Genomic DNA, 18,417 nt, shown 5'->3' with positions numbered 1-18,417 from the left:
ATGGAGGTTCAATTACAAGTAATTCTAGGCTTTTTGCAACTATTTTGCTTTATAAACTAAAATTTTGGAACATGCTCTACCCGAAAAATAAATTACAAGAAATTGAAGTCACAAGTGATTTAATACTTGCTAAAATTTATGAATTTGAAGCTAAGTATAAACAACAAATAGATAGTGTACACCCTAATTATACTAACAGCGCTAAGAATTTAATTCATTATTTGGCCTTACGTTCGTTTAGTATCGATATTTTACAAAAAAAAATTGATGAAATTGGTTTGCCGAATTCACCTGAGTTTAAAGGGAGTATTTTACATAGAATTTTAAGTTTTAAAACCATTATTAATAGTTTACTGAAGACTGATTCATCTGATGATAAAAAAATATTCCTCACCAATAAGGAAGCAAAGAAAATCCAGAAAGAAAATTTTGAAGCTCTCTTTGGTAAGATAAAAAATAAAAGAAAAACAGCCATTATGGTTACTCAGCCATTGAATGCTGCAAGTGACGCACAATTTACTAAATCACTTATAGATTTGGGAATGGATTGTGCAAGAATTAATTGCGCACATGATGATGAAACTACATGGAAGAGCATAATAAATAACATTAGAGCCCATGAGAATAACTGCAAAATCACGATGGATTTGGCGGGGCCCAAAATTAGGACCGGCAAAATGAAACCTGGTCATAAGGTTATTCATATAAAGCCAAAAAAAAATGATCTAGGTAAAGTAGTAGCTCCTGCAAAAATTTGGATGGCACCCTACGGCACTCAACCTCCTCAGGGAGAAGAAGCGGATGCTATCATTCCGATAAATAAAAATTGGCTTCAAAAAACACAAATTGGTTCCTATATTATTTTTAAAGATTCACGGGGTAAAAGGCGTAAAATCATCATTGATAAACTAGAAAATAATGGGCGTTGGGGGAATTGTAAAAAATCGGCCTTTATTGTTTCCGGAACTTCGCTAAACGTATTTTTTGGAAAAGGATCTGCTTCTGAAAAGCATACTGCTAATAAGTTATTACCATTAGAAGAAGTTATCTTTTTGTCTGAAGGCGATTTATTGAGGCTTGATAAAGAGCCTATTTTGGGAGAACCTGCTCTATATGACCAGGAAGGTAGTATTACTGAAATGGCTCATGTTTCATGTACTTTGCCCGAGGTTTTTAATATGGTCAATGAAAAAGAGCAAATTTATTTTGATGATGGTAAAATTGAAGGGGTCATCAAAGAAATTCAAACAGAGTATTTAATTATAGAAATTACCGGTACCAAAAGTAAAGGTGGCAAATTAAGAGCTGATAAGGGAATAAATTTACCCAAAAGTAAATTGAGTTTTAGCGAGTTGACCGATAAAGATAAAAAGGACTTACAATTTGTTGTGAAAAATGCTGATGTAGTTAATTTTTCGTTTATCAATGACAAACAGGATATTGAAAATTTACTCAATGAACTAAAAAGTCTCAATGCTAATATTGGTATTATATTAAAAATTGAAACGCAAGAAGCCTATAAAAATCTGCCTGGCATCATATTAAAGGCCATGGAAAATTATCCAATTGGTGTTATGATAGCGCGAGGTGATTTAGCCATAGAAACAGGGTGGGAAAATTTCGCCATTATTCAGGAAGAAATACTACAGCTTTGCGAATCTGCTCATTTGCCTGATATTTGGGCAACTCAGGTTTTAGAAAACATGATAAAAAAAGGAATACCCACAAGGGCAGAAATCACCGATGCTGCCATGGCTCAGCGAGCAGAATGTGTCATGTTAAACAAAGGGCCATACATAGAAAAAGCGGTTAAAATGTTGGACAAAATACTGTGTAAAATGCAACATGTTCAAAGAGGAAATAAAACCATTTTACCGAAATTGAAATTTAATGAAGATCTATAGAGTGAGCATTCTCTCTTAATAAATTAAATATTATGAAAGACGATAAACAATCAAACACTGAAAGTAAGCCAAAAAAACGAAAGCAAGACAAGTACGATTCCCGAGGTGTTCAAACGTTGTTTAGAACACTTTCCCGAAATCATTATAATCTGTTAAAAATGGTTGATAATAAAGCAAGGATCGTACTCACCGTTAACTCAATAATCACTTCCCTATTATTGGGGGTCCTATTTATAGCACCGAATAATGATGGATTTAAAATTGTACTAGGCATTAGGGCATTACTAATTTGTAGTATGCTCTCTATGGTTTTTGCCTTATTTAGTATGCTCCCACATCGTTACTTTGGCAGAGCTTTTAAAAAAAGTGGTTATAAAGGAGTTTTATATGCAGAAAATTTTTCTTCGCTATCCTTAGAAGAGTTCAAATCTGAATTTAAACGTATTATGGAGACAGGGCATACGATCTATGAAGAAATGATAGACGATCTTTATTTTTTGGGTAAGACTATCGCTCTAAAACAAAAAATATTGGTCCTTTCGGTGGTCATTTTTTTAGTGGGATTGGTAACAGCGATAATATATTCATTGATAAAAGGACTTATAGCCTTTGCATAAAAGCGGGTTGACACCTCTTTTTTTAACAATTATAAAGATTTGTTGCTTTTGATCTTGATTGGTTAAATACCTGCACAATATCCTGTTATGACCCTAAAATTGATATCGACCAACCTTTAAAAATTACTGAAATCTTAAAATACTAAAACAATGCACTATGTCTAAAAATGAAATATTTGTTGTGAAAAACACCGAAGAAGCTGAACCATTTTCAGTTCAAAAATTAAAACAGTCACTTCAGTCATCAGGGGCAACTAATAATGAAGTTGACACCATTATTACTCAAATCCAACCTTCAATTTATGACGGTATTTCTTCAAATGAAATCTATAAGAAAGCCTTTTCCATATTAAAAAAATACAATAGAATATCGGCATCGCGCTACAGTTTAAAACGCGCCATATTCGATTTAGGCCCTACTGGATTTCCATTTGAACGCTTAGTAAGCGCATTGCTTAAACAACACGATTATACCACTCGAGTCGGAATCGTTTTAAAGGGTAAATGTGTTACTCACGAAATTGACGTCTTAGCTGAAAAAGATGGAAATACATACGCTATCGAATGTAAGTTTCACTCAGATCCCAAAGGGGTGAGCAATGTGAGAGTTCCCTTGTATATCAATTCCAGATTTTTAGACATTCAAGAACAATGGAACAAAGACCCTAAAAAAGCATCTCATTTAAAACAAGGATGGTTGATCACCAATACGCGTTTTTCTCAAGATGCAATAGACTATGCCAAATGTGTAGGCTTACATTTACTTAGCTGGGACTATCCAAAAAATAGCGGTATAAAACAGAATGTCGATAAATTTGGACTTTATCCCATTACAACATTAACCACCCTTTCCAAAAGCGAAAAGACACAACTTATTGACAATGATGTGATTCTAGTCAAGGAACTTTTTGAAGTCAGTAGTATTCTGGATAAAATAGGTGTTTCCTCTCAGCGCATCGAACGTATTCTAGAAGAGGTTAAAAACCTTTGCAAGCTTTAAGAGCTTCGGTAGAATTAGATCTCAATCTCAACTATTTCATATAGCTTCGGAATTTGCACCTTCCAGCCATAGGTATCCATAAACTTAACACGAAGGGCATCTTGAGCAGTAGCTTCACCGTGAACTAAAAATACATCTTCAGGATTGTTTTTAATATGACTCGTCCAATCCAACAAACCTTGCTGATCTGCGTGGGCCGACAAACTTTCAATATGATGAATCTGAGCTTTTACTTCTCGATACTTTCCGAAGAATTTTAATTCGTGAGCTCCTTCCAATAACTGCCGCCCGCGGGTTCCTTCGGCTTGATAGCCAACTAATAAAACTGCCGTTTCCGGTTTATCTATAAGCTGCTGCAAATAGGTTAACACCCTGCCTCCGGTAACCATACCACTTCCTGCAATCACCACTTTTGGTTGTGGATTGTCAATAGTTTCCCAGGTTTCTTTGTAGGAAGTAATAATATTCATTCTACGCTGCATGGCACTAAAGTCCTTCGGCGGAATTTTATGCCAATCGGGAAAGCTTTCAAAAACAGATAGTACGTTGTTTCCCATAGGGCTGTCAATAAAAATTGGAATGTTAGGGATTCGATTTTCATTGTACAGTTTCCAAAGGATAAACATCAAAGTTTGGAGTCGTTCTACCGCAAAAGAAGGAATTATCAAGGCGCCTCTTTGATGAATGGTTTGTGAAATGAGCGCTACCAGTTTTTCTGAAACGCTTTCCGCAGGGTGCAATTTATTACCATAGGTGCTTTCAATAAAAAGATAATCGGCCCGAGTAGGGCGTTCCGGCGGAAACAATAACAGATCACTTTCTCTTCCAATATCTCCCGAAAAAACGAATAGCTTTCCGAAGAGGTTTAATTCGATAAAGGTGGCTCCAATAATATGACCGTTGTACAAAAACCTATAGGAAATATCTTCAGTTAGTGAATGCCACTGCTCTTTTTCCTTCTGCTGAAAAAATCCAAGTGTTACTTCTGCTTCTTTGATGGTATAAAACGGTTGGGCAGGATGGTGTTTTGAATAACCTTCTTCGTTAGCCCTTTGGGCCTCTTCTTCATGAATCTTGGCACTGTCCAACAAAATAATCTTTGTAATAGCCAAAGTAGGTGCCGTCCCAATTATTTTGCCGCGAAATCCCTGTTTTACCAATCTGGGCAAGTATCCGGTATGGTCCAAATGTCCATGTGTTAATAAGACCACATCGATAGAGGCTACATCAATGGGCAAGTGCTCCCAATTCTTCTCCCGCAATTCTTTAAGCCCCTGAAACATACCACAATCGATCAAGATATTCTGTTGTGGTGTCTCCAGTAAGTATTTCGATCCGGTTACAGTTCCGGCCGCTCCTAAAAAATGAATTTTAATCGATTCCATATCAAGTAGTACATAACATATTTATCTCCTTTAAGATTTTTGCCTTTCTAGTTTCTGAAATTCCCAGGTGATCCAAATAAAACACATCATTTATCAACTCCCTGCATAGCACCACATCTCTACTTAATAAAAATTGCTTTTCTCGTTGAGAAAGCAAGGTGGAAACGGTTATGGGGTAAAGTCCTAATCTGTCTATACGATCTTTTAGACCATCGTTAATAGGATAATCCCAACTTAACAGATTCAAACCTACACATTTGCCGTATTGCAAGGCATCTGAAGTAAATCGGGTATTGGTAACCACCCATCCTTCATTAGGGGTCTTTCCCGGTTGAATTTCCTTTTCATAAAATTTTAGAATGTCTTGATACCTAGAATGAATATACAGCGGCACCTTCACATCACAGTTTCTTCCCTCCACATTGTGAAATTTGCATTCGGCCACAATGTACTGTCCATTTTTGTGAGCCACTACATCTACTTCATGCGTTACGCATTTTCCTTGTAAGATTTGACCCGTTTGAACGCCGTATCCTGAATAGAACAACACAGAGGCTACAAATTTTTCGAAAGGAAATCCGGTGGGACCCAATTCATAGATAGCTTTTTTCAATTTATACTTCGAGGCGTAAATTGATTTTTTCTTTTTCAATAAGGCAAAGGCTCGGTTGTAAATTTCTTTGGTAGAAATACCCTGATATAATTCATCCCGTACCACATCCACAATATGCTGAACACTGCTTTCATCGGCACCGCTGCGACGTAACGAATTTTTCAATTTTTCAATTGAAAACCGGACGATTTGCCCCGATGACTTTACAACCTCAATGGATTCCTCTTGTTTTTTTCCCATGCTGCTATTTAATTTCTAAGGTCGTGCAATGCCAACACCGGAATCGTTGCATACATCCCCAATTGTTTCACTAAAGGATTTGAAAAAATACTGCCAAAGAATTGATGTTTCTTATTTATAAAGGCAATCATACCACTATTTCGCTGAGAAACAAAATTGAAAAGGCCTTCTTGCACACTCACATTCTCCAACCAATGAAAGGAATAATTAGTCCCATCCAAACAATTTTCCAAAAGTTCCTTATTGCTTTGCTTCAATGGACTCAGGTTTTTCTCCGATTGTACGTGCAAAATACGAATAGGTGCATTGGTGATTCGTGATATTTCAAACAAATACCGCAGCTCTCTTCTTTTATAATGCGTCTTATAACTGGTAGGAAAGACAATTTCATTGGGGTCTTGATATGTAATGTCTCCCGGTATTGCTAAGACCGGGCAGTTTCGCACCTTTTCCATGGCGTCGACCGTGTTGCTTCCGTAGAAGACATCCTTATCATCTGTTTCTCCCTTGGTCCCCATCACGACCAATTCGATATCTTTACGCTCTACGGTTTCTTTGATTGCTCTAAGTGGTAGCATATCTAAAGCAAGTGTAAAATAAGTATGGTTAGGGTATGTTGTTTTTATTTCGAGAAGTTTTAGCGTTTTCTGAAGTCCGATTTCAGCCTGTTGATCGGCTGTGCTCGATCTTGATTTACCGAAGGCGTGTACAATATAAAAATCTACTGCTTCTCGTTTGTACAGATCAGCGGCATATGCAATTGCATTCCAGGCATTTTTAGAAAAATCGGTGGGGATTAGAATTCTCTTCTTCATATATCTTGGTTTTATTTAGTGAAGCATTCGTTGTTCCGAAGGAATCACTAAAAATGGAATATTGGTATGGTAGGCCACTTGATTGACAACAGGTTTAAAAAGCATGTTTTCGAAGAAGGAATGTTTATTGTGGATCATAATTAAGAAATTGATCTTATGTTTTACCTGAAAGGTTTCGATCGCCCCCAATACATCTGTATCTTCTGCCAAGTGAAATAAGTGGGCATTTCCTTTAAAGTATTGATCCAAAAAGTCCTTTACCTTGTTTTGTTCTTCGTCAAGTGGTTCGTAATAGGCATTTAAAATATGTAATCTGGCGACATGCGAATCACAGATATCTTTGATAAGTTTCAAATATCTGTTTGACGTACTCAATCGAAAATCGGTGGGAAATAAAATCTCTTTAGGGGTTTCATAGGTAAACCCGGAAGGCACCGCTATCACAGGACATTTTACCTTTTTAATAGTGAATGTAGTATGTGTCCCCAAGAATACTTCTTTAGCACCTGTAGCCCCTTGGGTTCCCATTACAATTAAATCTATATCATGAGTCTCTATAATATCTAAAATTTCCATAACCAGCAGATTGAAACTGGCAATTTTTTCGAAACTGTGTTTTGGATTGTTAAACTCTTTTTTGATGCTTTTTTCAATTCTGGCTAATTCATTTTCAGAATTTTCCTTAACAATTTCCTGAAGGCGCAATGCCGAATAGCTGTCGGCCATGGCACCCACATTGTACGCAGCAGGAGTAAACGTATTCAACAAATAGAAGGTACATGTTTCTTTTTCAAAAAGCTTCATGGCATATTGAATGGCGTTGTAGGCATTGTCGGAAAAATCGGTGGGGACTAGTATCTTTTTCATTGTAATTGACTTAACATTAATATCGGGGTAAATTTTGAAGCACCAAAAAAGGAATTTGAACGTTCAATCCCATCTTTTGAATGGTTGAGGTGTATAGTACATTTTCCAAATACGATCGTCTAGTGTTTACCATTACGAGCATATCGGCATTGTGCTTTTTAATAAACTCATTGACTCCCTTGGTGATATCTGTACCGGCTTCGGTATAAAAAGCAGTATTGTTATCAACCAGATAACATTCAATAAGCGACTTATTATCCAATTGTCTAAAGGACATCTTTTTAAAATCGGAAACATATAAAAAATTGATCGTGGCCGCATAGTTCTTGGCAATGGTACTCAGGAGTTTTATCTCTCGCCTTTGAAAAGGCAATAGGTAATCTGTTGGGAAGAGAATTCGTTTTGTATGTACATCGTGAAACGTCGACGGAATAGCCAATACGGGACATTTTACATATTTAATTACCTGCAAGGTATTGCTGCCAAACGTAAGATTACGATCATCTGTTTCGCCTTTGGTTCCCATAACCAAAACATCGATGTTCTCCTTATCTACAAAATCATTGGCTTCATCTACCAAACTTCCAAAAACCGAAATGAAATTATATTCGTGTCGAGGATTGGGTGAAATTTCCAACATTTCGCTTAATACCTGTTGCAATTCCTTGTCGGAACTCTCTTTCACTTTTTCTTTGTATTCTTCGAAAAGCTCGCGGGACATTTCAAGGTTGTTTTCATAAACCTCATCGGCGAAGGCATGCATAATTGTAAACTCGCTTCGCTCGTATTTAAATAGCTCCATTGCATATTTAATCGCGTTCATCGCGTTCTCAGAAAAATCGGTTGGAATTAACACCTTTCTCATGGTTTTTGTTCATTTTGAGGTTATGTTCAAAGCTATGTTTTCCGGAGCAGAAAAAACATGATAATTATCAGCTAAGTAGCTGATTTTTCGAGGTGTGAAACTAGCTAGGAAAGCAGCTATTACTCGTGTAATACCAAGAAAGGAATCTTTGTATAGTAGCTTAATTTTTCTACGGTAGGCTTAAACAAGAGGCGTTGAAAAAAGTTTAGGTTTTTGGCTACCATGGCAATCATATCGACATGATGTGATTCGACGAAAGTATCGATAGCTGTTTCAATATTTTCATCGGTTATAAAATAACAATTATGCGGCTTGTCCTCTAGGTGTTCTTGCAGATAATTTCGATTCTTTTTCTGAAGGGCAGTAAGGTCCTGTACTTTTTTAGATATATATAAAATGCTTGCCAATGCACCTGTATGGTGTAGTATTTCAGTAAATGTATTGAGGATCCTGTGCTTAAAAAAAATATTAAAGTCGGTAGGAAAAACAATGTTTTTTACCTGACTATACGAAGCTTGTTCGGGAATCACCAAGATGGGACACTTCACTTTGGTAATCACATTCCCGGTATTGGTGCCAATGACATCTCCTTTCCATTGGGAAGCTCCTTTGGTTCCCATAACAATGAAATCGATCTCCTTTTCCAATACATGTTTTCGCATGGCTTCGATAAATTGGATATATTCATGAATTGCGAAAAAATGATGTTTGGCATTTTTGGAGTGTTTCTTTAAATGTTTCAATTCAAATTTTAATCTATCCGAAGGCTTGTAAGCAACCTTCTTATCCAATACCGCTTCCGGTATCTTGTAATAACATTCATCTTCATCTACTTCATCCATCAAAGAAACATGTAACAAATAGAACGTTACATCACTATCTTTAAAAAAAGACAGCGCATAGCTAATGGCATTTTGAGCGTTTTCAGAAAAATCTGTTGGGATAAGAATATGCTTCATCTCAATACATTGTAATAAAAACAAATGTATCCTGATGTAACAAGGCAAAGAATGACAATGGTCAGTTTTTCAAATTAATTGACTATTCAATTAATTGAAGTTGCTGAAGATCCAAAATTTTTATGTTTCTCCCCTCAATTTCAATGAGGCCGTCTTTCTTAAAACCTGACAAGGTTCTAATAAGGCTTTCTGTAGCAATTCCGGCTACACTGGCCAGATCGTTACGCGAAATTTTAATGGTGTCTTCCGATGTTTTACCCAGTATTTCGGCAAACTGAAGAATAGTTTGTGCAGTTTTCTTACGCACCGAACCATAGGCCATTTGAAGGAGATGTTCCTTTATTTCTGAAAGATTATCGGTAAGTACGTTCATTAATTCGAGTGATACCCCCTGACTTTTACCCAACACTTCCTTAAGTTGCATTTTTGAGATTGCAGCGAGCTCTACATTTTCTACCGCCGTAGCCGACTCGGTATAGGGAACATTCTCATCGAAGGAGGTGAAACCCAAAAAATCATCGGCTTTAAGCAATGCCGTGGTGAGTTCTTTTCCGCTTTCATCCATCTTATGACTTTTTACAACCCCCTTTAAAATAAGGAAAATATTATTGGAATGCTCCCCAAGTTTATAGATACTGGCTCCCTTTTTAAAAGTTAAAATACTGCCGTAATCATCGAAGAAATTTTTAAGTTCATTCAAGTTTCGCAGGCTATCATCATCATTTTCATGAACCGTTTGGGCATTTTGATTTTTAATCTTTTGTTCAAGCAAACTTGCTTTGGCCAGCCTACTTTCAACCGCACTTATAAGTTCTTCTTCATCAAACGGTTTTGTGAGGTAATCATCGGCACCCATATCCATTCCTTTGCGAACTTCTTTATGTTCCGTTTTTGCCGAAAGAAATATAAACGGAATTTGATTGGTCAATGCATCCGAATTAAGCGCTTCTAACACGCCATATCCATCTACCTCGGGCATCATAATATCACAAACAATAATATCCGGCTGCTCCTTTTTTGCCACTTCAATCCCTAATTTCCCATTAGGTGCCGTAAGGACATTAAAGTTTGAAAGTTCTAACAACTCTGCCGTGTTTTCTCGCAAGGCTGCATCATCTTCGATGATAAGGATTGTTTTCATTTGTATCTACTTAATTGGTATTTCTACTTTAAAGATGCTTCCTTCATTTTCTTTGCTGGTAAAGGTAATTGTCCCACCTAGGTTTTCCAAATGGCTTTTCGCAATATTGAGTCCAATACCCGTACCTTGATCCAACAAGGCATTTTCTGCCCTAAAGTAACGGTTAAAGATAAACTTTTGTTCTTTTGCTGGAATACCCATGCCTTCATCCTGAATACTAATACACAAGCTCGATTTTTTCTGATCAACCCGAACATCGATAGCGGTATTTCCGGGTGAGTATTTAATCGCATTATTAATTAAATTGGTCAAAACAAGTTCCAATATTTTTTCATCAAACTCAACAATAATATCATCGATATTTTGAGGATAGTTTATTTTTTGCCCTTCCTTCAACAACATATTAGCGTCGTAAATAACCTCATTTACCACCTTACTCAATGGAAAAAGACTAAATTTATACGTTTCCTTACCCGTTTCAATGCGCTCAATAGAAAGAAAATCGTCTAATATATTATTCAAATATTTAACCTTGCTTTGGATCGTCTTTAGGTGTTTATCTCTTTTTTCCTGGTGTTCTGTCAACGTGTATTTTCCAACCAGCGTTGCCGAGGTTAAAATTCCGCTTAAAGGTGTCTTGAATTCGTGAGATACCAATGAAAGGAATTTCGTTTTAAGTTCATTTAATTCACGTTCCTTACGAAGTGATTCCTTTATTCTATTTTCTGCTTCCTTACGCTTTGCCACTTCTTCCTTTAATTCTGAAATACTATGGCGTAATTCTGTTGTTCTTTGCTGAATACGAAGTTCTAAACTCTCATTAAGTTCTTTGATTTCCTGTTCTTGCCTTTTCCGAATGGTAATATCACTCACCAAAGCCATGACATATTGATTCTCATAAATTTCAAATGGATTTAATCCAGCTTCCAGGGGAAAAGCAGTACCATCCTTACGTAAACCATACAAATCGCGACCATGCCCCATTTGCCTCACGTCGCTTTTTTCAATAAAACTATCAAAATGACCTGTATGCTTTTTTCGATAATCCTTCGGAATTAAACGATTAAGTTGCGAACCCAATAACTCATTTTCTTCGTAGCCAAACATTACATTAGCAACACCATTGGAAGCGACAATTTCTTGCTGTACATTCACAATAATAATGCCTTCCGAAATAGCTTCAGAAAGTAATTTAAAAATATTCCCTTTTTTCTCCTCAAAAACCTTCATGTCCCCAAAAGTAACAATTTTATTGCTGGTTTTCAGAACTGATTTTTATCATAAAAAAAGTGAGGTGTTATCTGTAATTTTACTTATAAATTCTAAATGAATTGTTATGCGTGAAGTACCAAAACCCGAAATAGAATTCTATCAAATTATTGGTAAGTTGTTCTATGCTGTTGCGGCTGCGGATAAAGTAGTGCGAAAATCGGAATACGAGGCACTTATCGACATTGTGAATAGCCATTGGATTAAACTGGACGACTATGAAGACGAATTCCACTCTGACGCTGCCTATCAAATAGAAATTGTCTTTGGTTGGCTCGATTATAATTCGCTCGATGCAGATGCATGTTTTAAGGATTTCAAATATTTTAAAAAAGAACATCCTAGTCTGTTTAGTTTGAAACGAAAAAAACTTATCTGGATTACAGCCAATGCCATAGCCGATGCCTTTTCAGGAAAAAACAAATCGGAATTAATCCTACTCACCAGACTAAAACTCGAACTTGAACAATAATACACTCGCTATGAAATCTATGAAATACCTTTCCCTCCTGCTTGTTTTTGGGCTTTTGATAAGTTGTAAAAATGATTCACAAAAAAAGGAAACCGATGCTATCGAAGACGTGACCGATGTTGTTGAGGATTCGTTGGTAGTTTCAGATCATGATATTGATTTGAGAAAACAGCAAACTATTCAAATAAAACGGGAGGAACTTATAAAGAAGGAAGACGAACGGGTACAATTAGAAGATCTGGTATTGTCAAAGACTTTTTTTAAAGAAGAAGACCTTTATGTACTCGACTTTAAATATCCTCACCTCAATGAAGCCTTAAAACCTTCCTATAGAAATTTTAACGAATACGTTCAAAAGTATTATATCGATATAAAAGGTGTTGAGGCTCAAATTTTGGAAGATAAAGAATTGTATTGTGACACGCTGCGTACCAACAGATACCGTGAAAAACGATTGGTCGATTATAAGATTTATAACATCAATGAAAAATTGATTAGTGTTTTGTTCTACAAGGAAAATTACTACTCCGGTGCCATGCATCCATCTTATACGTTTGACTGCCTCAATTTCGACCTCAACCGTGCCGTGTTTATGAATTATGAAGATTTTTTTAACGATGGCTCGGAGGAAGAACTGCGGGTTATTTTAAATGAACTCCTACAGGAAAAGATTGCTTCCGGAGAATTTTTCTATGACTGTTGGCAGATTTCTGAAGAAGATTTCTTCGAATATAAAAACAACTTTGTGGTGGACGAAACCTTTGTTGAATTCTATTTCGACGATTGTGTAATCTGTCCTTCGTATACGGGAACCTATTCCATAAAGATCCCTTTGGTGCGATTACTACCCGTGCTCCGAAAGTACAAATTCAACCCATTAATAAGTTAACAACAAGAAACAAAGTAGTATCTTAATACCATTAAATCTCGAACCAATGAAAGGCAGCTTTAGCGATATAATTAATTCTGAAACGCCGGTCTTAATCGATTTTTACGCAGACTGGTGTGGCCCCTGCAAAGCACTGGCACCCATTCTTAAACAGGTAAAAGATGAGATGGGAGACAGTGTAAAAATTGTAAAAATCGATGTCGATAAAAACCCATCCATCGCCTCTCGATTCCAGGTTCAAGGAGTTCCCACCATGCTTATCTTTAAGCAAGGGAAACAACTTTGGAGACAGTCTGGAGTCCTTCCAAAGAATGAAATTATTTCAGCAATACGAAGCCACAACTAATGGAGTTAAACAAATACATAGACCATACACTGCTGAAACCAACCGCCACTCCCGATGATATAGTGCAACTGTGTGATGAAGCAAAAAAATATAAGTTTCACAGTGTCTGCGTGAATAGCTGCTATGTTTTCTTAGCGAGTAACGAATTATTAAACACCGATATAAAAGTGGTTTCTACCATTGGGTTTCCTTTGGGTACCGCTTCTACCAAGGCAAAGCGTTCAGAAACAAAAAGAGCCATAAAAGAAGGTGCCCACGAGATAGACATGGTAATGAATATTGGCTTCTTAAAGCACAATCTTTTTAAAAGTGTACGCGAAGAAATCTCGGCCATCAAAGAAATAGTCGGGGACAAGACCCTTAAAGTTATTTTGGAAACTTGTTATTTAACCGACGATGAAAAACGAATTGCCTGTAATATTACTGAGAAAGCGGGGGCAGACTACGTAAAAACCTCGACAGGATTTGGTACGGGAGGAGCAAGCATTCACGATGTCAAGCTAATGCTGAATGCCGTGGATGGTAAATTAAAAGTAAAGGCTTCGGGAGGGATTAAAGATGCTGTCACGGCTCAGACCTATATAGATCTTGGTGTTAGCAGGATTGGGACCTCCTCCGGAATCGTCATTGTCACCACAAACTAGCACTATGAGTATACATATTGAAGCGAAAAAAGGAGAAATAGCCGACTCGGTCTTATTGCCGGGAGATCCATTGCGCGCCAAATGGATTGCTGAAACATTTTTAAAGGATCCCTTCTGTTATAATGATGTGCGTGGTATGTTAGGGTATACCGGAACCTATAATGGGAAACCAATTTCGGTACAAGGAACGGGAATGGGCATTCCTTCGGCCTTGATCTACTGTCACGAACTTATCAATGACTACGGAGTTAAAAACCTCATTCGTGTAGGGACGGCCGGCTCTTACCAACCCGATGTAAAGATTCGGGACATCGTGATTGCCATGGCGGCTTCGTCTACATCGGGGATTAACAATTCGCGATTTTTCAATTCAGATTACTCTCCAACTGCAGATTTTGAGTTGTTTATGAAAGCGGCACGCTATGCTCAGGATCAAGGAATTCCTATCAAAGCAGGAAATGTACTCTCTGCAGACGAATATTACGACGATGTTTTTGATTCGTATAAGAAATGGGCCAATTTTGGAGTCCTATGTGTTGAAATGGAAGCTGCAGGACTATATACCATTGCCGCAAAACACAGGGTAAAAGCCCTGGCAATTTTAACCATTTCAGATTCACTTATAAGCAAAAAGGAAACTACGGCAACCGAAAGAGAAAGCACGTTTAGCACGATGATCGATATTGCGCTAAACACGCTGTCATAACTAAAAAAGGGATCCTTTTAAAGACCCCTTCTTCCTATTACCAACCTATTATAATTAGTAATCAGCTAAATTTTAAATGTGAGTACCGGTATATCGGCGTGATTTGCCAAATCTTCGCCAACACTTCCGAAGAAGAAATGCGCCAAGCCACGACGACCATGGGTTGACAGGGCAATAGCATCTGCATTGATCTTATTGCTATAGGTAAAGACACCGTCTTCAACCGAATAGTCATCCACATATACAACTTTACCCAAGCTATCTAAGCTTCCTAGATCGCCCTGATACAAGAATTCTCTCACTTTTTCTTCAATCTCGGGAGTACTTCTAAAGCGCTCATTGGGTAGATTGACGTGTAGTAAGTGTACATTTGCGGAAAATAGCTTAAAGAATTTCATGGCCTTTTGGTAAGCAATGATACTTTCTTTCTCAAAATCGCATGCAAAGACTACATTTTCGAATGTAAAGTTCTTAGGCTTATTTTTGATCACCAACACAGGAATTTCAGAGGTACGCACCACTTTTTCGGTGTTAGAACCTACAAATACTTCACTTATTCCACTGCTACCATGTGATCCCATTACAATTAAGTCGGCACCGTGATCTTTTGCCACATCATTGATCTCGCTAAAGTTTTTGTAGTTGTAAACGGTATCGGTAACCTTCACTCCTTCCAAGAATTTTTTGTCTAGAAATTCGGAGAAACGTTTTTCGGCCAGTTTTAAATAATACATGGCTTCAAATACTTCCTTCGCTTCATTTTTATTGATCACAGCTTCAGATAGTCCCATCATATGAAGGGCAATTATCTCGGCATTTTGTTTTTTTGCGATTACGGAAGCTACTTCTAACGCATATTCAGAATGTTCGGAAAAATCGACGGGTACAAGTATTTTTTTCATGGGTTAGAATTTAATGAGTTGTAAAGGTTGCTTTGCGTTTTTTAAGCTGTTTTTCTAAATCTGAAATCGCTTTTTTTACAGCAGATTCATAATTTTTATCGGTTGAGGTTGCAAATATTCTAGGCCCGGGAAGGCTCAATTCAATTTCGCAAGTGTCTCGTTTACCGGTAGGGTCGTTCTCATATTTAAAATATACATCGGCATTGATAAGCCAGTTGTACTTAGCACTCAATTTTTCGAGCTTTTTTGTTACATAATCCGACATGCTTTCGCTAGTAGGTATTTTCACATATTGAATTCGAATAGTCATATTTAAAATCTTTAATTACTAGTAGGATAAAAGTACTACGGAAAGCGTTTTTAAAATATGATATTCGTCAGTGCTCCCCTTCGTTTAAACCTATTTCTGAAGACTGTTAATCACCTTCTCTAATCTTTTCTGAATTTCTAGTGCCAGTTCTCCCAAATGTTCATTCTTCACCGAAACCATTGAAGCCACTGGATCTACAGCCGAAACTTCAATAGTTCCCGGCTTCTTTTCCTGAACAATTACATTACACGGCAACATGGTACCTATTTTATCCTCAGCTAGTAATGCCTTATAGGCAAAGGGCGGATTACAGGCTCCAAGAATTTTATAGTTATAAAAATCGACATCCAATTTTTTTTGTAAAGTCGCTTTGATATCAATCTCTGTTAGAATGCCAAAGCCTTCTTTTTTAAGTTCCGCTGTGATTCTTTCTATTGCTTCGTCAAATGAACTATTCTGAAGCGTGGTGGATATATAATAACTCATACTATTTGGTTTTTTATGTATTCATGACAAAATTAGACCGCAACACCAAAAGATACTATGATAAATATCAACTGAACCCAAACAATAATTTGCTACATTTAGGGTAAATTCGTTCAAAATGAAAATCCACAATTTAGGAGAGGAAAATTCACTTTTGCATCAGTTCATTGCTGAAATTAGGGACACACATATTCAAAAAGATCCCATGCGCTTCAGAAAGAATATCGAACGTATTGGTGAAATTTTGGGCTACGAACTCAGCAAGACCCTAGACTATCAATCTCAAAAGGTAGAAACCCCATTGGGCTCCAAAATGGTTTCGACACCTTCAAACCAGCTCGTGCTTTGTTCCGTATTGCGAGCGGGATTACCCTTGCATCAAGGACTCCTCAACTACTACGACAAGGCAGAGAATGCATTTATTTCGGCCTATCGCCATCACCGAGGAGATGAGGATGCCTTTGAAGTTATTGTCAATTACCTGGCCTCCCCTTCTATTGAAAACAAAACCCTAATTTTAACAGACCCCATGCTGGCCACCGGCAAGACGTTAGAAAATGTGCTAAGTGCCTTTAAAGAGCACGGTACGCCAAAACAAATTCATATCGTTTCCGTTATAGGTTCGAAGGCCGGGGTTTCTCATGTTCAAAAAATATTCCCTGAAAATACCCACCTGTGGATTGCCGCCATTGACGACAGCTTGAATAGCAAAGGCTATATCATTCCCGGGATAGGTGATGCAGGCGATCTATCCTTCGGCTTAAAACGCTAAGGTTTTAATATTAAATTACTCGCGTACGCCGAACTTCTTCAGAATAGTTTCCATCAAACACCATTTGGTAAAGGAAGACTGTAATAAATTGGCTCCAACAAAGGCAGTAAACCACAACCAATGTATATTCACATAAACGGCAAGTAGCAAACTAATAAGGATAAATATTCCGGCAATAGCTCTAATATATCTGTTAATCATAATCTTGTGTATTAAATTGTTAAATAAATTTTTCGATAGGAACAACTACCGCTTTTATAGGATTGTTTGTTTCTATGGTAGTATTAAAGGTCTTTACGAGATCGAAGAAAGCATCGATCTTTTCCTCATCCGTGAATGAAAAAAACATTCCGGATTCGGCTCCGCCTCCCTGACTGGGAAACCAACTGGAATTGAGTAAAACCGAATTGGGATTGCGATATCCTTCGATGTCTGAGCCACTAAAGTTCTCGATATGGGCTTTCTTAAAAAGCTGCAACACTTCTTTTTCGAATTGTTCGACCACGGTAACTATTAATAATTTCATATCTCGTGTTTTTTACGTTCAATTAAATAATACACCAAAGGCACCACCAGCAATGTCAACACAGTCGATACAATGGTTCCTCCCATTAACGAGATTGCTAGTCCTTGGAAAATAGGATCGAACAGGATAACAAATGCCCCAATGACCACAGTTCCCGCTGTTAATAATATGGGCGTGGTTCGTACCGCACCGGCTTCGATAACGGCCTGTTTTAACGGTATACCATCTGCCACCCTTAGGTTGACAAAGTCGATGAGCAGCACCGAGTTCCTCACCATAATACCGGCGAGGGCGATCATTCCAATAAAGGAGGTTGCCGTAAAAAAGGCATCCATGAACCAGTGTCCTAACACAATCCCGATCAACGAAAGTGGAATTGCCACCATCATCACAACGGGAGCTTTAAAATTCTGAAACCACCCTACAATCAACATATAGATAATCACAATCACCCCTAAAAATGCCATCCCTAAATCACGGAATACTTCTAAGGTAATTTGCCATTCTCCATCCCATTTCACGGTGTAGTCATCTTCAAAAGCCGGTTGTTTTATATACAACTCTTCTAAAGAATACCCTTCAGGAAGTGGTATCTGCTTCAGTTTATCTGTCATTCCTAAAATGGCATAGACCGGACTTTCAAGTGCGCCTGCCATATCGGCCATCACATACACCACTCGCTTTTGATT

Annotated in this window: 23 protein-coding genes; 9 read left to right on the top strand and 14 right to left on the bottom strand. The window is 37.5% G+C overall.

Annotated features, from left to right (window positions below):
- Positions 1 to 71 precede the first annotated feature (71 nt).
- From K8F54_RS10325 to K8F54_RS10315, 3 genes are all read left to right on the top strand, one after another.
- Positions 72 to 1,904, top strand: coding sequence for a pyruvate kinase (locus tag K8F54_RS10325; protein WP_290790493.1), 1,833 nt, complete (start codon positions 72 to 74; stop codon positions 1,902 to 1,904).
- Positions 1,905 to 1,936: 32 nt separating this feature from the next.
- Positions 1,937 to 2,521: a Pycsar system effector family protein gene (locus K8F54_RS10320; RefSeq protein WP_290790491.1), complete on the top strand. Its 585-nt coding sequence runs from the start codon at positions 1,937 to 1,939 to the stop codon at positions 2,519 to 2,521.
- Between the two features lie 157 nt (positions 2,522 to 2,678).
- Complete coding sequence (locus K8F54_RS10315; RefSeq protein ID WP_290790488.1) at positions 2,679 to 3,521, top strand: restriction endonuclease; 843 nt, start codon at positions 2,679 to 2,681, stop codon at positions 3,519 to 3,521.
- A 14-nt stretch (positions 3,522 to 3,535) separates the two neighbouring features.
- Here the strand turns inward: K8F54_RS10315 and K8F54_RS10310 are convergent, their stop codons facing one another.
- The 8 genes from K8F54_RS10310 to K8F54_RS10275 form a co-directional block, all read right to left on the bottom strand.
- The gene (locus K8F54_RS10310) at positions 3,536 to 4,906 is read right to left on the bottom strand and encodes an MBL fold metallo-hydrolase (RefSeq protein ID WP_290790485.1); all 1,371 of its coding nucleotides are present in this window, start codon (positions 4,904 to 4,906) and stop codon (positions 3,536 to 3,538) included.
- 1 nt (position 4,907) lies between these two features.
- On the bottom strand, positions 4,908 to 5,759 hold the full coding sequence (locus K8F54_RS10305) for an ATP cone domain-containing protein (RefSeq protein WP_290790482.1): 852 nt from the start codon (positions 5,757 to 5,759) through the stop codon (positions 4,908 to 4,910).
- Between the two features lie 8 nt (positions 5,760 to 5,767).
- Positions 5,768 to 6,574 (bottom strand): universal stress protein, encoded by an 807-nt coding sequence (locus tag K8F54_RS10300; RefSeq protein ID WP_290790480.1) that lies wholly within the window; start codon positions 6,572 to 6,574, stop codon positions 5,768 to 5,770.
- A gap of 15 nt (positions 6,575 to 6,589) precedes the next feature.
- Positions 6,590 to 7,441 carry a universal stress protein gene (locus tag K8F54_RS10295; protein ID WP_290790477.1) on the bottom strand — a complete coding sequence of 284 codons (852 nt, stop codon included), beginning with the start codon at positions 7,439 to 7,441 and terminating at the stop codon, positions 6,590 to 6,592.
- A 16-nt stretch (positions 7,442 to 7,457) separates the two neighbouring features.
- Positions 7,458 to 8,306 (bottom strand): universal stress protein, encoded by an 849-nt coding sequence (locus tag K8F54_RS10290; protein WP_290790474.1) that lies wholly within the window; start codon positions 8,304 to 8,306, stop codon positions 7,458 to 7,460.
- 119 nt (positions 8,307 to 8,425) lie between these two features.
- Positions 8,426 to 9,265, bottom strand: a complete 840-nt coding sequence (locus K8F54_RS10285) for a universal stress protein (protein ID WP_290790471.1) — start codon at positions 9,263 to 9,265, stop codon at positions 8,426 to 8,428.
- An 82-nt stretch (positions 9,266 to 9,347) separates the two neighbouring features.
- Positions 9,348 to 10,406 (bottom strand): response regulator, encoded by a 1,059-nt coding sequence (locus tag K8F54_RS10280; protein ID WP_290790468.1) that lies wholly within the window; start codon positions 10,404 to 10,406, stop codon positions 9,348 to 9,350.
- Between the two features lie 6 nt (positions 10,407 to 10,412).
- Entirely contained in the window at positions 10,413 to 11,636 is a 1,224-nt protein-coding gene (locus K8F54_RS10275; protein ID WP_290790465.1) for a PAS domain-containing sensor histidine kinase, read from the bottom strand.
- A 106-nt stretch (positions 11,637 to 11,742) separates the two neighbouring features.
- On the opposite strand from K8F54_RS10275, the gene K8F54_RS10270 reads away from it, so the two are divergent.
- Genes K8F54_RS10270 through deoD form a run of 5 tightly spaced genes read left to right on the top strand, consistent with a single transcriptional unit; the run spans position 11,743 to position 14,732 of the window.
- Positions 11,743 to 12,147 carry a hypothetical protein gene (locus tag K8F54_RS10270; RefSeq protein WP_290790462.1) on the top strand — a complete coding sequence of 135 codons (405 nt, stop codon included), beginning with the start codon at positions 11,743 to 11,745 and terminating at the stop codon, positions 12,145 to 12,147.
- A 10-nt stretch (positions 12,148 to 12,157) separates the two neighbouring features.
- Positions 12,158 to 13,036: an RsiV family protein gene (locus K8F54_RS10265; RefSeq protein ID WP_290790460.1), complete on the top strand. Its 879-nt coding sequence runs from the start codon at positions 12,158 to 12,160 to the stop codon at positions 13,034 to 13,036.
- A gap of 46 nt (positions 13,037 to 13,082) precedes the next feature.
- Positions 13,083 to 13,382, top strand: a complete 300-nt coding sequence (gene trxA / locus K8F54_RS10260; protein ID WP_290790457.1) for a thioredoxin — start codon at positions 13,083 to 13,085, stop codon at positions 13,380 to 13,382.
- On the top strand, positions 13,382 to 14,026 hold the full coding sequence (gene deoC, locus K8F54_RS10255) for a deoxyribose-phosphate aldolase (protein ID WP_290790454.1): 645 nt from the start codon (positions 13,382 to 13,384) through the stop codon (positions 14,024 to 14,026). The genes trxA and deoC overlap by 1 nt, the downstream gene beginning before the upstream one ends.
- A 4-nt stretch (positions 14,027 to 14,030) precedes the next feature.
- A complete protein-coding gene (gene deoD / locus K8F54_RS10250; protein WP_290790451.1) occupies positions 14,031 to 14,732 on the top strand; it encodes a purine-nucleoside phosphorylase in 702 nt (233 codons plus the stop codon).
- A 65-nt stretch (positions 14,733 to 14,797) separates the two neighbouring features.
- Here the strand turns inward: deoD and K8F54_RS10245 are convergent, their stop codons facing one another.
- The 3 genes from K8F54_RS10245 to K8F54_RS10235 form a co-directional block, all read right to left on the bottom strand.
- The gene (locus K8F54_RS10245; protein ID WP_290790449.1) at positions 14,798 to 15,634 is read right to left on the bottom strand and encodes a universal stress protein; all 837 of its coding nucleotides are present in this window, start codon (positions 15,632 to 15,634) and stop codon (positions 14,798 to 14,800) included.
- A 10-nt stretch (positions 15,635 to 15,644) separates the two neighbouring features.
- A complete protein-coding gene (gene raiA, locus K8F54_RS10240) occupies positions 15,645 to 15,944 on the bottom strand; it encodes a ribosome-associated translation inhibitor RaiA (RefSeq protein ID WP_290790446.1) in 300 nt (99 codons plus the stop codon).
- Between the two features lie 90 nt (positions 15,945 to 16,034).
- Positions 16,035 to 16,430 carry a DUF302 domain-containing protein gene (locus K8F54_RS10235; protein ID WP_290790443.1) on the bottom strand — a complete coding sequence of 132 codons (396 nt, stop codon included), beginning with the start codon at positions 16,428 to 16,430 and terminating at the stop codon, positions 16,035 to 16,037.
- 118 nt (positions 16,431 to 16,548) lie between these two features.
- Here K8F54_RS10235 and upp point away from each other — a divergent pair, with 118 nt between their 5' ends.
- Positions 16,549 to 17,202: a uracil phosphoribosyltransferase gene (gene upp / locus K8F54_RS10230; RefSeq protein WP_290790440.1), complete on the top strand. Its 654-nt coding sequence runs from the start codon at positions 16,549 to 16,551 to the stop codon at positions 17,200 to 17,202.
- Between the two features lie 15 nt (positions 17,203 to 17,217).
- Here upp and K8F54_RS10225 read toward each other — a convergent pair whose 3' ends face one another.
- From K8F54_RS10225 to K8F54_RS10215, 3 genes are all read right to left on the bottom strand, one after another.
- Positions 17,218 to 17,403 (bottom strand): DUF2892 domain-containing protein, encoded by a 186-nt coding sequence (locus tag K8F54_RS10225; RefSeq protein WP_290790437.1) that lies wholly within the window; start codon positions 17,401 to 17,403, stop codon positions 17,218 to 17,220.
- Positions 17,404 to 17,422: 19 nt separating this feature from the next.
- Positions 17,423 to 17,728: a hypothetical protein gene (locus tag K8F54_RS10220; protein WP_290790434.1), complete on the bottom strand. Its 306-nt coding sequence runs from the start codon at positions 17,726 to 17,728 to the stop codon at positions 17,423 to 17,425.
- Positions 17,725 to 18,417 (bottom strand): efflux RND transporter permease subunit (locus tag K8F54_RS10215; RefSeq protein ID WP_290790431.1); only part of this gene is annotated, 693 nt, incomplete at its 5' end. The genes K8F54_RS10220 and K8F54_RS10215, both read right to left, overlap by 4 nt.

It is taken from the genome of Altibacter sp. (assembly GCF_019913785.1).
GTDB lineage: Bacteria > Bacteroidota > Bacteroidia > Flavobacteriales > Flavobacteriaceae > Altibacter.
Note: the sequence above shows the minus strand (reverse complement) of the source record. Positions and strands in the feature narration are given on the sequence as shown.

Coding starts and splice junctions, on each gene's coding strand:
- K8F54_RS10325 (WP_290790493.1), top strand. CDS start 72: ATGCTCTACCCGAAAAATAAATTACAAGAAATTGAAGTCACAAGTGAT.
- K8F54_RS10320 (WP_290790491.1), top strand. CDS start 1,937: ATGAAAGACGATAAACAATCAAACACTGAAAGTAAGCCAAAAAAACGA.
- K8F54_RS10315 (WP_290790488.1), top strand. CDS start 2,679: ATGTCTAAAAATGAAATATTTGTTGTGAAAAACACCGAAGAAGCTGAA.
- K8F54_RS10310 (WP_290790485.1), bottom strand. CDS start 4,906: ATGGAATCGATTAAAATTCATTTTTTAGGAGCGGCCGGAACTGTAACC.
- K8F54_RS10305 (WP_290790482.1), bottom strand. CDS start 5,759: ATGGGAAAAAAACAAGAGGAATCCATTGAGGTTGTAAAGTCATCGGGG.
- K8F54_RS10300 (WP_290790480.1), bottom strand. CDS start 6,574: ATGAAGAAGAGAATTCTAATCCCCACCGATTTTTCTAAAAATGCCTGG.
- K8F54_RS10295 (WP_290790477.1), bottom strand. CDS start 7,441: ATGAAAAAGATACTAGTCCCCACCGATTTTTCCGACAATGCCTACAAC.
- K8F54_RS10290 (WP_290790474.1), bottom strand. CDS start 8,306: ATGAGAAAGGTGTTAATTCCAACCGATTTTTCTGAGAACGCGATGAAC.
- K8F54_RS10285 (WP_290790471.1), bottom strand. CDS start 9,265: ATGAAGCATATTCTTATCCCAACAGATTTTTCTGAAAACGCTCAAAAT.
- K8F54_RS10280 (WP_290790468.1), bottom strand. CDS start 10,406: ATGAAAACAATCCTTATCATCGAAGATGATGCAGCCTTGCGAGAAAAC.
- K8F54_RS10275 (WP_290790465.1), bottom strand. CDS start 11,636: ATGAAGGTTTTTGAGGAGAAAAAAGGGAATATTTTTAAATTACTTTCT.
- K8F54_RS10270 (WP_290790462.1), top strand. CDS start 11,743: ATGCGTGAAGTACCAAAACCCGAAATAGAATTCTATCAAATTATTGGT.
- K8F54_RS10265 (WP_290790460.1), top strand. CDS start 12,158: ATGAAATCTATGAAATACCTTTCCCTCCTGCTTGTTTTTGGGCTTTTG.
- trxA (WP_290790457.1), top strand. CDS start 13,083: ATGAAAGGCAGCTTTAGCGATATAATTAATTCTGAAACGCCGGTCTTA.
- deoC (WP_290790454.1), top strand. CDS start 13,382: ATGGAGTTAAACAAATACATAGACCATACACTGCTGAAACCAACCGCC.
- deoD (WP_290790451.1), top strand. CDS start 14,031: ATGAGTATACATATTGAAGCGAAAAAAGGAGAAATAGCCGACTCGGTC.
- K8F54_RS10245 (WP_290790449.1), bottom strand. CDS start 15,634: ATGAAAAAAATACTTGTACCCGTCGATTTTTCCGAACATTCTGAATAT.
- raiA (WP_290790446.1), bottom strand. CDS start 15,944: ATGACTATTCGAATTCAATATGTGAAAATACCTACTAGCGAAAGCATG.
- K8F54_RS10235 (WP_290790443.1), bottom strand. CDS start 16,430: ATGAGTTATTATATATCCACCACGCTTCAGAATAGTTCATTTGACGAA.
- upp (WP_290790440.1), top strand. CDS start 16,549: ATGAAAATCCACAATTTAGGAGAGGAAAATTCACTTTTGCATCAGTTC.
- K8F54_RS10225 (WP_290790437.1), bottom strand. CDS start 17,403: ATGATTAACAGATATATTAGAGCTATTGCCGGAATATTTATCCTTATT.
- K8F54_RS10220 (WP_290790434.1), bottom strand. CDS start 17,728: ATGAAATTATTAATAGTTACCGTGGTCGAACAATTCGAAAAAGAAGTG.